Raw genomic sequence first — 12595 nt, 5'->3', positions numbered from 1 at the left:
CACCGCCCGCGTCCACCCCGCTTCGGCGCCGCGGCCGGCTGCCTCGCGCAGTCGGCCGCGGCGCCGTTCGGCGTCCGGGGCGGTGTCCGGGGCGGGGTCCTTCGGGCTCAGCCCTGGGCGTTCGGGGCGCCGCCGAGGTGCTCGTCCAGCCGCTGTTCGAGCCGGTCCAGCCGCGCCAGCAGCTGCCGTACGGAGTCGGCGGCCGCCCCGGCGGCGGGGTCGGCGGAGCTGCGGGCGGCGGCCTGCGCCTGCTGGTAGGCGTAGCCGGCGATGGCGGCGGAGGTGGTGCGGCGGGTGAGCCGCAGCTCGGCGCCCAGCTCGCGCAGGATCCGGCCGGCGGCGCCGTCCGGCTCGGCGATCAGGCCGAGGAGGACGTGCTCGCCGCCGACGAAGTTGTGCCCCAGGCTGAGGGCCTCGTGGGCGGCCAGTTCGAGGGCCGCGGCGGTCTCGGGGGAGAAGCGGGCCTCCTGGGGCGGGGCGGCGGTCTCCCCGGCGTTCCCGGCGTCCTCGCTGCCCCCGGTCTCCCCGGAGGCCTCGCCGTCCGAGCGCGGCGGCAGGGCGTCCAGGCGGTGGCGGAGCTCGTCGGGCTCGACCTCCATGGACGGCAGCAGCTGGACCGCCAGGTTGCCGCCCTCCAGCAGCAGTCCGGAGAGCAGGTCCGCGGTCTCCACCAGCCCGGAGCCGCGCTTCCGCGCCCGCTGGACGCCCAGCCGGACGGCCTCGCCCGCGCGCCGGGTGAAGCGGGAGAGCCGGGGGGCGGGGTCGCCCGCGCCGGGGGCGCCGAGGTCGCTCTGGACCACCGTGCGGATCGAGCTGACCCGCCGGACCGCCTGCTCCAGCGCCCGCTGGCAGATCGCGGAGACCGGGACGCCGGTCTCCTTGACCGCCTCGGCGAGCTCGTCCGGCAGATAGACGTTGATCTTCGGCATGGGCTGTGAGCCCCCCTTGGGGTGCGTTCGGGGTTATACCCCCTAGATAACCCCAGTAGGGGGTCTACGCACAGACCCCGACGAGAACGGCGCGCCGTCGACCCCCGGGTTTCCTTTAGACAGGCTAATGAGATAGGCTAAGAACATGGCCGAACTGACTGCCGAGGAAGACCTGGCCGCCGTCACCACCCTGCGTGCGGCGGTCATGCGTCTCTCCCGCCGGCTCCGGCACCAGCAGATCGAGAGCTCGCTGAGTCCCACCGAGATGCAGGTGCTCGGCACCCTCGCGCGATGCGGCCGGGCCACCCCCGGCGAACTCGCGCGGAAGGAGCACGTCCAGCCGCCCTCGATGACCCGGATCATCGCGATGCTCGAGGACAAGGGCCTGGTCCGCCGGGAGCCGCATCCCGAGGACCGGCGGCAGGTGGTGGTCAGCGCCACCGAGCCGGCCGCCGAGATCATGAAGGAGAGCAAGCGGAAGCGCGACGCGTGGCTCGCCGAGCTCGCCAAGGGCCTGGAGGACGAGGAGTGGGCGCAGCTGCGCGCGGCCGCTCCGGTGCTGGAGCGCCTCGCGCAGTTGTGACGGCAGTCGGAAGCACAGAGACCACAGCACACCGCCGAACCGGGGAGAACATCACGCAGCGCGCTGACCATCCAGGGGAGACCGTCTTGACTTCGGCGAACGACGACGTCGACCGAACCGCCGTACCCGAATCCACCACCGAGAACACCCCGGTCCCGGAGACCGCGACCGCCGCCGTCACCACCACGGCCCTGCAGGCGCGGAAGTCCCGCCGGGTGGGGATGTTCGCCTCGCTCGGAGTCCGCAACTACCGCTACTACTTCGCCGGCCAGGTGGTGTCCAACACCGGCACCTGGATGCAGCGAATAGCCCAGGACTGGCTGGTGCTGAGCCTCACCGGCAGCTCCTTCGCGGTGGGGATCACCACCGCGATGCAGTTCCTGCCGATGCTGCTCTTCGGCCTCTTCGGCGGGGTGATCGCCGACCGCTTCGGCAAGCGGCGGCTGCTGATGTTCACTCAGGGCGGGATGGGCCTGCTCGCCGCGGTGCTGGCGACCCTGACGCTGACCGGCGCGGTGCACGTCTGGCATGTGTACCTGCTGGCCTTCTGCCTCGGCCTGATCACCGTCGTGGACAACCCGACCCGGCAGACCTTCGTCGCCGAGATGGTCGGCAAGCGGCAGCTGCGGAACGCGGTCAGCCTGAACGCGGCCAACTTCCAGACCGCCCGGCTGATCGGGCCGGCCGTCGCCGGTGCGGTGATCGCCGCGGTCGGCTCGGGGTGGGCGTTCGCGATCAACGCGATGTCCTTCGCGGCGGTGATCACCGGGCTGATGGCGATGCGGTCCTCCGAGCTGACCCCGCTGCCGCGGGTGCCGCGGGAGCAGGGCCAGCTGCGGGAGGGGCTGCAGTACGTCCGGCAGCATCCGGTGCTGATCTGGCCGATCGTGATGGTCGGCTTCATCGGCACCTTCGGGTTCAACTTCCCGACCGTCCTCTCCGGGTTCGCCTACAGCGTCTTCCATGTCGGTGCGGGGCAGTACGGTCTGCTCAACACGGCGATGGCGGTCGGCTCGCTGGCGGGCGCGCTGCTGGCGGCGCGGCGGTCGCGGGTGCGGCTGCGGATGCTGGTCGTCGCGGCGCTGGCGTTCGGCGTGCTGGAGGCGCTGACCGCGTGGGCGCCGGGGTACTGGCTGTTCGCGGCGATGCTGACGGTGGTCGGGCTGCTGGGGCTGACCTTCAACACCTCCAGCAACTCGACCGTGCAGCTGGCGACGGATCCGCAGATGCGGGGCCGGGTGATGTCGCTGTACATGATGGTCTTCACCGGTGGGACGCCGATCGGCGGGCCGGTGGTGGGCTGGGTCACCGAGCAGTGGGGGCCCCGGATCGGGCTCTTCGCCTGCGGTGCGGTGTCGGCGGCGGCGGCGCTGGTGGTCGGCGTCGTCCTGGCGCGGACGGCGCGGCTGCGGCTGCGGGTGACGCGGCGGGGGGTCCAGCTGGTGCCGGTGGCCGCCGCCTAGGGCCGGACCCGGTCCGAGGCCCGACGCGCGGATGCGGGGGCGCTCCCGCCGGGCATCATGGGGGCGTGCGGCTGTTCGTGGCGGTGGTGCCGCCGGAGAAGGTGCTGGCGCGGCTGGAGGAGGCCGTCGCGCCGCTGCGGGACGGGGAGTTGCGGTGGACGGAGGCGGCCGGCCGGCATCTGACCCTCGCGTTCCTCGGTGAGGTGGGGGAGGAACTCCTCCCGGAGCTGGGCGAGCGGTTCGCGCGTGCCGCGCGGCGGCATCCGCCGATGACGCTGGCGCTCGGCGGCGGCGGGCGGTTCGGCGACCGCGCGCTGTGGGTGGGCGTACGCGGCGAGACCCGCGCCCTCGCCCGGCTCGCGCAGAGCGTGCGGGCCGGGGCCGGGCGCGCGGGGATCCCGGCGGACACGAAACGGTTCCGGGCGCATCTGACGCTGGCCCGTACCCGCCCCCGCGCGGGTACGGACCTGCGCCCTTACGCGGACGCGCTGGCCGGATTCGAGAGCGGGCCGTGGCTCGCCGACGAGATGGTGCTGATGAGCAGCCGGCTGGGCGACGGCCCGGCGCGGTACCGGGCCGTCGGCAGCTGGCCGCTGGGGCGCGGGTAAGCTTCGGGCGTGGACCCGAAGACCCGTACCCGTATCGTCACCGGCGCGTTCGTCGTGCTGCTGATCGTCGTCGTGGTGGGCGCGCTGGTCGGGCGCTAGCTGGTCAGAGGCGCTCGACGACGTGGTCGATGCAGGCGGTGAGCGCCTCGACGTCGGCCGGGTCGATCGCCGCGAACATCGCCACCCGCAGCTGGTTGCGGCCCAGCTTGCGGTACGGCTCGGTGTCCACGATTCCGTTGGCCCGGAGCACCTTGGCGACCGCGGCCGCGTCGACCGAGTCGGCGAAGTCGATGGTGCCGATGACCTGGGAGCGCTTCGCCGGATCGGTCACGAACGGGGTGGTGTACGCGGTCTTCTCCGCCCAGCCGTAGAGGCGGGAGGAGGAGTCGGCGGTGCGGGCGGTGGCCCAGTCCAGGCCGCCGTTGCCGTTCAGCCAGTCCAGCTGGTCGGCCAGCAGGAACAGGGTGGCCACCGACGGGGTGTTGTACGTCTGGTCCTTGGCCGAGTTGTCGATCGCCGTCGGCAGGTCGAAGAAGGCCGGGATGTAGCGGTCGCCCGCGGCGATCTCGGCGGCGCGGTCCAGCGCGGCCGGGGAGAAGGCGCCGATCCACAGTCCGCCGTCGGAGGCGAAGTTCTTCTGCGGGGCGAAGTAGTAGACGTCGGTCTGGGTGATGTCCACCGGCAGGCCGCCGGCGCCGGAGGTGGCGTCGACCAGGACGAGCGCGTCCTCGTCGGCCCCGGCCACCCGGTTGATCGGCATGGCCACGCCGGTCGAGGTCTCGTTGTGGGTGAACGCGTAGACGTCCACCCCGGCCTCGGCCGCCGCCTCCGGGTGGGTGCCCGGGTCGGAGGTGATGATCGTCGGGTCGGCGAGCCAGGGCGCGGTCTTGGTCGCCTTGGCGAACTTGGACGAGAACTCGCCGAAGGAGAGATGCTGGGACTTCCGGCGCACCAGGCCGTGCGCGGCCACGTCCCAGAACGCGGTGGAGCCGCCGTTGCCGAGGACCACCTGGTACCCCTCGGGCAGGGAGAACAGCTGCGCGACGCCTTCCCGGACCCGGCGGACCAGGTTCTTCACCGGCGCCTGCCGGTGCGAGGTGCCGAGGAGCGAAGTCCCGGTAGCAGCAAGGGCGTTGAGGGCCTCCGGGCGGACCTTGGAGGGGCCGGCCCCGAAGCGGCCGTCGGCGGGCTTGAGGTCACTGGGGATTTCGATCTGAGCCACGCGAGCAGCGTAGAGGGTGGTCCGCGCTGGCATTTCGCCGTTCTGGCGAAAAGTTACCCGGCAGGGTGGCCGATCCGTAGCGTCCCGATGCTCGGCCACCCCTGGTGTGTTCGGGTGTAATCGCAGGTCAGAGGCGTGATCGGAGATCAGTGGGCGATCTCGGAGTAGCCGTCGATCTCCTCCGGCTTGCGGGTGCCCGGCCCGATGTACCGGGCGGACGGGCGGACCAGTCGGCCGGTCCGCTTCTGCTCCAGGATGTGGGCGCTCCACCCGGCGGTGCGGGCGCAGGTGAACATCGAGGTGAACATGTGCGCAGGGACCTCGGCGAAGTCCAGGACGATGGCCGCCCAGAACTCGACGTTGGTCTCCAGCACCCGGTCCGGGCGGCGGGCGCGCAGCTCCTCCAGGGCGGCCTTCTCCAGCGCCTCGGCCACCTCGTAGCGCGGGGCGCCGAGCTCCTTGGCCGTCCGGCGGAGGACGCGGGCCCGCGGGTCCTCGGCGCGGTAGACCCGGTGGCCGAAGCCCATCAGCCGCTCGCCGCGGTCCAGCACCCCGCGGACGTACGCGCCGGCGTCGCCGGTGCGCTCGATCTCCTCGATCATGCCGAGGACGCGGGAGGGCGCGCCGCCGTGCAGCGGTCCGGACATCGCGCCGACCGCGCCGGAGAGGGCGGCGGCCACGTCGGCGCCGGTGGAGGCGATGACCCTGGCGGTGAAGGTGGAGGCGTTCATGCCGTGCTCGGCGGCCGAGGTCCAGTAGGCGTCGACGGCCTTGACGTGCTTGGGGTCCGGCTCGCCGCGCCAGCGGATCATGAACCGCTCGACGATGGTCTCGGCCTTGTCGATCTCGCTCTGCGGGACCATCGGCAGACCCTGGCCGCGCGCCGACTGGGCGACGTACGACAGGGCCATCACGGCGGCCCGGGCGAGGTCGTCGCGGGCCTGCTCGGCGTCGATGTCCAGCAGCGGTTTCAGGCCCCAGACGGGGGCGAGCATGGCCAGCGCGGACTGGACGTCGACCCGGATGTCGCCGGAGTGGACCGGGATCGGGAAGGGCTCGGCGGGCGGCAGCCCCGGGTTGAACCTGCCGTCGACCAGGAGGCCCCAGGTGTGCCCGAAGGAGACGTGGCCCACCAGGTCCTCGATGTCGACGCCGCGGTACCGGAGCGAGCCGCCCTCCTTGTCGGGCTCGGCGATCTCGGTCTCGAACGCGACGACTCCCTCGAGTCCGGGGACGAAGTCGGACATCAGGCGGCTCCTCATTGAGTTGCGTCGGGTGGCCTCCGCGGGGCGTTCCGCGACTCGCGGCGGCTTCTCGGCTGAGTGGGGCTCCGGCGGGTGGCCGAGGCCTCGGTTTCTGGGGTGGCACGGAGTGTCAGATCCCTGCGCACCACTGTGTCGCGACACCCTAGTACTCCATGGGGCAAAGGCACAGGGGGACGCGGCACTCAGTGCCTTACTCGTTCGCGTGAAGTTCCGCACACCCCCTCGGCGGGGTGGGCGGACCGTAGCGAACCAAGGGGTGGGCGATCGTCCGCACGCCCCCGGCGCGCCCCGGGCAGCCGCGGACCTGTCGGTGGGATGCGCCATGATGTCCGGGTGACGTCAGCGACCACCCCCGCGGCGCCGGCCGATCCGGCACGGATGCGCCGCCAGTACCGTTCGGCGGGACTCGACGAGAGCGAGCTGGCGGCCGACCCCATACGGCAGTTCGGCGCCTGGTTCGACGACGCCCGCACGGGCGGGCTGCCCGAGCCCAACGCGATGGTCGTCTCCACGGTCGGCGCGGACGGGCGGCCGAGCTCACGGACCGTGCTGCTCAAGGGGTTCGACGCGCGGGGCTTCGTCTTCTACACCAACTACCGCTCCCGCAAGGGCTCGCAGCTGGCGGAGAACCCGCAGGTCTCGCTGCTCTTCCCCTGGCATCCGCTGGGCCGCCAGGTGATCGTCGGCGGGCGGGCCGAGCGGATCGGAAGGGACGAGACCGCGGCCTACTTCCGCACCCGGCCGCACGGCTCGCAGCTCGGCGCCTGGGCCAGCGAGCAGTCCCAGGTGGTCCGGGACCGCGCCGAACTGGAGGGCCGCTACCGGGAGTTGGCCGATCGGTACCCGGAGGGCGAGGGGGTCCCGGTGCCGCCGTTCTGGGGCGGCTTCCTGGTCGTCCCGGACGAGCTGGAGTTCTGGCAGGGCCGGGAGAACCGCCTCCACGACCGGCTGCGGTACCGCGCGGACGCGGCCTCGGGGACCGGATGGCGGATCGAGCGGCTCAACCCCTGAGCCGCCGCGCGGGCGGGTGGCGGGAATGAGGCGGGTGTTTCAGGACCTCTTGTCCGGAGGGCGGGGCGGAGACGGTCATGGACGGAATACCTACTTGCGGGCACCCCGTCCCGCATGCGGACAATGAGGTGGCACAGCGCACAGCACAGGTAGGCATTGACTCAACCCCCGAAGGCTGGACGGTCGATGATTACTCCGGGCTCCACCGCCACCACCACCGGGTCAGCCGGCCCGGCGCCGTCGGCAGCGCCGGCCGCGCGCCGCGGCTCACTGACTGAACTCGCCCGTCTCACCGGACTCTCCGGCGCCCCGGCGCCCGTCGTCGGGTCCGCCGAGGACGGCGGCGCGACGGCGGCCTCCGCGCCCGTCTCCCGCTTCAACTCCTCGATCTGATCTGGCCGGTGCCGCATCCGGGGCCGGCCCTGGGGCCGCCGGTCGTCCCCTTCCGGCAGTTCGTGCTGAAGCTGCACAGCCGGTGCGATCTGGCCTGCGACCACTGCTACGTCTACGAGCACGAGGATCAGAGCTGGGCCGGCCGGCCGTGGGCCGCCGGCCCCGACGTCCTGCGGCAGACCGCGCTGCGGATCGCCGAGCACGCGCGCGTCCACCGGCTCTCCCAGGTCCAGGTGGTGCTGCACGGCGGTGAACCGCTGCTGGCCGGACCGCAGAGGATCGCCGAGGCCGCGGAGGCGCTTCGCGGCGCGCTGGACGACCCGGACCTCCTCGACCTCCGGATCCACACCAACGGGCTGACCCTGGACGAGCGGTTCTGCGAGGTCTTCAGCCGGCACCGGATCAAGGTCGGTGTCTCCCTGGACGGCGACCGGGCCGCCAACGACCTCCACCGCAGGTACGCCAACGGACGCAGCAGCTACGACCGGGTCAGGCGGGCGCTGCGGCTGCTCGCCTCCCCGCGCTGGCGCCACCTCTACGCCGGGCTGCTCTGCACCGTGGACGTCCGCAGCGATCCGGAGGCGGTGTACCGGGCGCTGCTCGACGCCGAGCCGCCGCGGGTCGACTTCCTGCTGCCGCACGCCACCTGGGACCATCCCCCGCTGCGCCCGCCCGGCGCCGGACCGGTGCCGTACGCCGACTGGCTGCTCAGGGTGTACGACCTGTGGGAGCGGACCGGGCGGCCGATGCCGGTGCGGCTCTTCGACTCGCTGCTGAACATGGCCGAGGGCGGCCCGAGCGAGACCGAGGCGCTCGGCCTGGACCCGGTCGACCTGCTGGTCATCGAGACCGACGGCAGCCTGGAGCAGGCGGACTCGCTGAAGACCGCGTACGACGGCGCTCCCGGGACCGGGCTGGACGTCTTCGACCCGGAGGCCTTCGAACGGGCCGCCCGGCACCCGGGGGTGACGGCCCGTCAGCTCGGCCTGGCCGGGCTGTGCGAGACCTGCCGCGACTGCCCGGTGGTGGGCAGCTGCGGCGGCGGCCTCTACGCCCACCGCTACCGGAGCGCGGACGGCGCGGGAGCGGAGGGCGCGGGAGCGGACGGCGCGGGCTCGCCCGGCGGCTTCGACCACCCCTCGGTGTACTGCGAGGACCTCAAGGCGCTGATCAACGGGGTGGAGCTGCGCTCCCGGCTGCGGCTGGAGCTCGGTCCGGAGGAGTGGCGCGGCCTGGCCGCCGGCCGGGGCAGCGCGGCGGCCGTCCGCGCGCTGGCCGGGGCCGGCACCCAGCGGTTCAAGGTCCGCCTGCTCAGGACCGCCGACCAGGCGCTGCGCGAGGTGCTGCTGGAGCTGGAGGCGGACGAGGCCGGCGCGCGGGCGCTCGACGAGGTCTTCGACTACCCGTACAGCCGGCTGGGGTTCGCCGCTCCGGCCGGGCCGGCCTCCGGCGAGGCGGGTGCGTCGGCGATCGCCGCGGCCGCCGCGGCCGCCGCGGCGGCCGAGGTGACCGCGGCGGCCGTGGTACGAGCGGGCAGCCCGGCCGAGGTGGCCGTGCGGACCCGGCCCGGTGGACTGCTGCGGCTGCCCTCGCTGGGCGTCCTGCGGATCCCCGGGGGCGAGGAGACCGCCGGGGACGCCGCCGGGGGCGCCGTGCTGCGGGTCACCGGCAGCGGGGGCGGACGGGTGATCCTCCCCGGCCCCGGCCGGACGCCGTTGGCGCTGGGCCCGGAGACCCCCGGCTGGCTGCCCGTCCGGGCGCTCTGGAGCGGCGACGCGGGCACGCTGTGGCTGGACGACGTCGACCCCTGCCGGGGCGAGGCACTGGGCGGCGATCCGCTGCTGCGCCCGGCCGCCCGGCTGGACCGGGCGGCCTTCCGCCGCTGGACCGAGACCGCCGCCGAGGCGCGGCGGTTGATCGACCGCGAGCTCACCGGCTACGCCGAGGGGCTGGCCGCCGGCCTGCGGGTGCTCACCCCGCTGGAGCCGGACCCGGCCGGGCACGGGCTCAGCGCCACCTCCCGGGCCGCCCCCGGCGCGGCGGCGGTCGCCCTGCCGGCCGAGGGGCAGGAGCTGGCCGTCCACGAGTCGCTGGCCCGGGAGCTGGTCCACGAGTTCCAGCACAGCAAGCTCGGTGCGGTGCTGGACTTCCGCGAACTGGTCGACCCCGCGCGGGCGGGGGAACCGGTCGAGGTCGGCTGGCGGCCGGACCCGCGGCCCCCGGAGGGCGTCCTCCAGGGGATCTACGCCCATCTCGCCGTGGTCGACTTCTGGGCCGCGCGGCTGCGCGTCCTGGAGCGGCGGGCCCGGCGGCCCGGGGCGTCGCCGGCCGAGCTCGGGCAGGCCGAGGCCGCCCGCGGGCAGCTGCTGCGCTGGCGCGCGGCGCTCGCCGAGGCGACGGAGTCGCTGCTGACCGGCGGGGCGCTCAGCCGGCTCGGCCGGTCCTTCGCGGTCGGGTGGCTCCGTGAGCCGCCGTGCGGGGAGCCCGGAGCCGGGGGCGAGGGGGCGGGAAGCGGACGATCGGTTTCAGTGGAATTCAGCTGATGAAACGTCAACCTCCGTGCACATCACGACTGTAGAGTGATTTCCCGATGGCGGTGGCGACCGCGCGGGCCACGGGGTGAGGGGGCCACGGCATGGTGCCTCAGGGGCCGACCGGCGAAGAGCGTTCCTGGCCGTACTTCTTCATGAGCCACGCGCACCCCAAGGGCGCGCGTGAGGACGACCCGCCGGAGAGCACCCCGCGCCGGCTGGTCCACCAGCTCTACACCGAACTCTGCTGGCACCTGCGGGAGATCTGCGACCCGATCGAGGTCACCGGCGACAACGTCCGGATGGGCTGGGTGGACAGCGAGATCCAGGTCGGCACGGACTGGGGGCGCTGGCTCGCCGACCAGCTGGCGACCTGCCGGGTCTTCGTGCCGCTGCTCTCCCCGGCGTACTTCAAGAGCGACATGTGCGGCCGGGAGTGGAAGGCCTTCTCCGAGCGCAGGACCGAGCCCCGGTGGCCGGGCTGGGAGCACACCGAGTCGATCGTGCCGATCTGCTGGGCGCCGCTGCCGGGGGAGATGCCGGCGATCGCGGCCAAGATCCAGCACATCAGCGGGGAGTTCCCGCCCAGCTACCAGCGGACCGGACTGTACGGCCTGATGGCCAGGCCGAAGATGCGCGAGGACCGGGAGGAGACGATCTACCTGCTGGCCGAGCGGATCCGGGACGTCGCCTACCGCAACTGCATCAACCGGGGGAAGCCGCGGCAGAACCTGGACGACGTGCCGAGCGCCTTCGGCGAGGAGTCGGGCCCGCCCCTCCTCCACGTCGGGCGGCCCCCCGGCGGGCGTGCCGGGCGTGCCGAGGAGGTCGACGGGGACGAGGCCGCGGGCCGCGGCTGGGGGCGGGCGAGGCCCGGGGAGGGGCGGCCGGGGAGGCGGTGCCGCCACCGGCGTTCGCGTCCGCGGCGGCCTCCGCGGCCGTGGAGGGGCCGGTGGCGTTAGCCGGCCCGAGCGGTGTCCCGGAGGAGAACGTCACCGTCCTCAAGACCCGTCAGGAGGAGCACCGGGCGCCCGCCGGTCCGCCGGAGCCACCCGGCCCACCCGGTCCGCCCGGACCCGCCGGTCCGCCGGCCCCGCGTGCGGCCTCGACCCGGGCCCGCCGGCCCGCCGGCAAGAGCGGCACGGCGGGCGCCGCCCGCGGGCCGCGTGCCGAGCGGCGGGAGCGGCGCCCCGAAGGCGAACCCGGCCCCGGCTCCCTGTCCGGCCCCGGCCCGGAAGAGGACGGGTGACGGATGGCGCCCGTGAGCACCCGACCGGAGACGCCGGTCAGCTACTTCCTGAGCGCGCCCTATCCGCTCGCCCCGACGCCCGGCGTGGACCCGGCCGTCGACGGCTTCCACCGCCTCCTCTCCGCCGACGTGGCCGAGATCGCCAGACTGCCCAGGCCGGCGGCGGCCGGCCGGCTCAACCTCCGCGCCGGCGGCGAGGACGCCGTCTCCGCTGCCGGCGCCGGCCCGGCGGCGGCGGACCCCGCGGACTCCGACGATCCTGCGTACGCCTACAAGCTGCTCGACCACGCCCTGCTGAACAGCCGGGTGCTGGTGCCGCTGTTCTGCGAGGAGTACTTCCGCAACGACTTCTGCGGGAAGGAGTGGCAGGCCTTCGCGCAGAGCTTCGTCCGGCCCGGGGACCGCGGGTGGAAGCCCCCGATCGTCCCGGTGCTGTGGCGGCCGGTGCCGGCCGTGCTGCTGCCCAGGGCCGCCGAGGAGCTGGAGTTCGAGCACGCGCGGATAGGCGCCGGGTACGCCTCCGACGGAATGCTGGCGCTCGGCCGCTCGCCGCTGCGGCGGGCCGAGTACCGGCAGGCGGTCCGCCGGCTGGCCGACCTGGTGGTGGCCTCCGCCCGGTCCGCACCGGGCGCCAGGACGGGGGTGGTCGATCTGGAGAACACCGAGAGCGCGTTCGACCCGTCCGGGATGGTGCGCCTGCTGGTGGCGGCGCTGCCGGACGGGCCGTCGGCGCGGCTCTGGGGGCTGCGTCCGCCGCAGGGCGACGCCGAGCCGCCGGACTCGCTGATCCACCAGGTCCGCCGGATGCTGGAGGGGCAGGGCTACGGATCCGTGGTCGACCCCTTCGTCGACCCCTTCGTCGGCGGCGGCCTCCCCCCGCCGCCGCATCCCGACGCGGTGACCGTCCTGCTGATCGACCCGTGGGCGCTGGACGACCCCCGACTCGCCGACCTCGTACGGGAGTTCGTGGCCCGCGAGGTCGGCGGGCCGCTGGCGGTGCTGGTGCCCTGGTCCGGCGGCGAGGACGGCGTGGACGGCGGGGACGCCGACGCTGAGGAGGACCGGCGGCGAAGGCTCTACCAGACCCTGGAACCCTTCCTCAGCCGCCGAAAACCGCAACTGCGCAGCCTGCCGATCGTTGTCACAGATCCCGGCGCGCTCCGGCAGACCCTGGCCCAGGAGCTGCGCCGGGCGGCGGACCAGCTGGAGCACAGCGCCCGTGGCAGGCGGCGGTCCGACCCCGAACTCGAGCCCGCGTACGACCCCGCGGCCGAGCAGCAGGACGATCCGCCCCCGCGACTGTTCGGGCCCGACCCGGGCCAGGCATCCCGCTGGTGACGT

General features: G+C 74.3%; 11 protein-coding genes. 8 read left to right on the top strand and 3 right to left on the bottom strand.

What is annotated here, in order from left to right; genetic code table 11:
- Positions 1-107 precede the first annotated feature (107 nt).
- Positions 108-929, bottom strand: coding sequence for a Clp protease N-terminal domain-containing protein (locus tag BS73_RS17785; RefSeq protein ID WP_037573670.1), 822 nt, complete (start codon positions 927-929; stop codon positions 108-110).
- 145 nt (positions 930-1074) lie between these two features.
- Between BS73_RS17785 and BS73_RS17780 the strand changes: the two genes are divergently transcribed.
- From BS73_RS17780 to thpR, 3 genes are all read left to right on the top strand, one after another.
- Positions 1075-1512, top strand: a complete 438-nt coding sequence (locus BS73_RS17780) for a MarR family winged helix-turn-helix transcriptional regulator (protein WP_037573667.1) — start codon at positions 1075-1077, stop codon at positions 1510-1512.
- Positions 1513-1598: 86 nt separating this feature from the next.
- The gene (locus BS73_RS17775) at positions 1599-2975 is read left to right on the top strand and encodes an MFS transporter (RefSeq protein WP_407675024.1); all 1377 of its coding nucleotides are present in this window, start codon (positions 1599-1601) and stop codon (positions 2973-2975) included.
- A 65-nt stretch (positions 2976-3040) separates the two neighbouring features.
- Positions 3041-3583, top strand: coding sequence for an RNA 2',3'-cyclic phosphodiesterase (gene thpR / locus BS73_RS17770; RefSeq protein WP_037573664.1), 543 nt, complete (start codon positions 3041-3043; stop codon positions 3581-3583).
- 103 nt (positions 3584-3686) lie between these two features.
- On the opposite strand, the gene serC is transcribed toward thpR, so the two are convergent.
- Both serC and BS73_RS17760 read right to left on the bottom strand, forming a co-directional pair.
- Entirely contained in the window at positions 3687-4805 is a 1119-nt protein-coding gene (gene serC, locus BS73_RS17765) for a phosphoserine transaminase (RefSeq protein ID WP_037573661.1), read from the bottom strand.
- A gap of 146 nt (positions 4806-4951) precedes the next feature.
- A complete protein-coding gene (locus tag BS73_RS17760) occupies positions 4952-6052 on the bottom strand; it encodes a citrate synthase 2 (protein WP_037573658.1) in 1101 nt (366 codons plus the stop codon).
- Positions 6053-6385: 333 nt separating this feature from the next.
- On the opposite strand from BS73_RS17760, the gene pdxH reads away from it, so the two are divergent.
- The 5 genes from pdxH (at position 6386) to BS73_RS17730 (ending at position 12592) form a co-directional block, all read left to right on the top strand.
- Positions 6386-7081 (top strand): pyridoxamine 5'-phosphate oxidase, encoded by a 696-nt coding sequence (pdxH, locus tag BS73_RS17755; RefSeq protein ID WP_084704154.1) that lies wholly within the window; start codon positions 6386-6388, stop codon positions 7079-7081.
- 186 nt (positions 7082-7267) lie between these two features.
- Positions 7268-7474 carry a hypothetical protein gene (locus BS73_RS17750; RefSeq protein ID WP_037573652.1) on the top strand — a complete coding sequence of 69 codons (207 nt, stop codon included), beginning with the start codon at positions 7268-7270 and terminating at the stop codon, positions 7472-7474.
- 8 nt (positions 7475-7482) lie between these two features.
- A complete protein-coding gene (locus BS73_RS17745; RefSeq protein ID WP_051940060.1) occupies positions 7483-10017 on the top strand; it encodes an FxsB family cyclophane-forming radical SAM/SPASM peptide maturase in 2535 nt (844 codons plus the stop codon).
- Positions 10018-10109: 92 nt separating this feature from the next.
- On the top strand, positions 10110-10967 hold the full coding sequence (locus tag BS73_RS34770) for a TIR-like protein FxsC (RefSeq protein WP_051940059.1): 858 nt from the start codon (positions 10110-10112) through the stop codon (positions 10965-10967).
- A 299-nt stretch (positions 10968-11266) separates the two neighbouring features.
- The gene (locus BS73_RS17730; RefSeq protein ID WP_152617642.1) at positions 11267-12592 is read left to right on the top strand and encodes a hypothetical protein; all 1326 of its coding nucleotides are present in this window, start codon (positions 11267-11269) and stop codon (positions 12590-12592) included.
- The last annotated feature ends 3 nt before the right edge of the window (positions 12593-12595 follow it).

It is taken from the genome of Phaeacidiphilus oryzae TH49, from assembly GCF_000744815.1.
Classification (GTDB): Bacteria; Actinomycetota; Actinomycetes; order Streptomycetales; family Streptomycetaceae; genus Phaeacidiphilus; species Phaeacidiphilus oryzae.
This window is presented reverse-complemented; position numbering and strand designations above follow the sequence as displayed.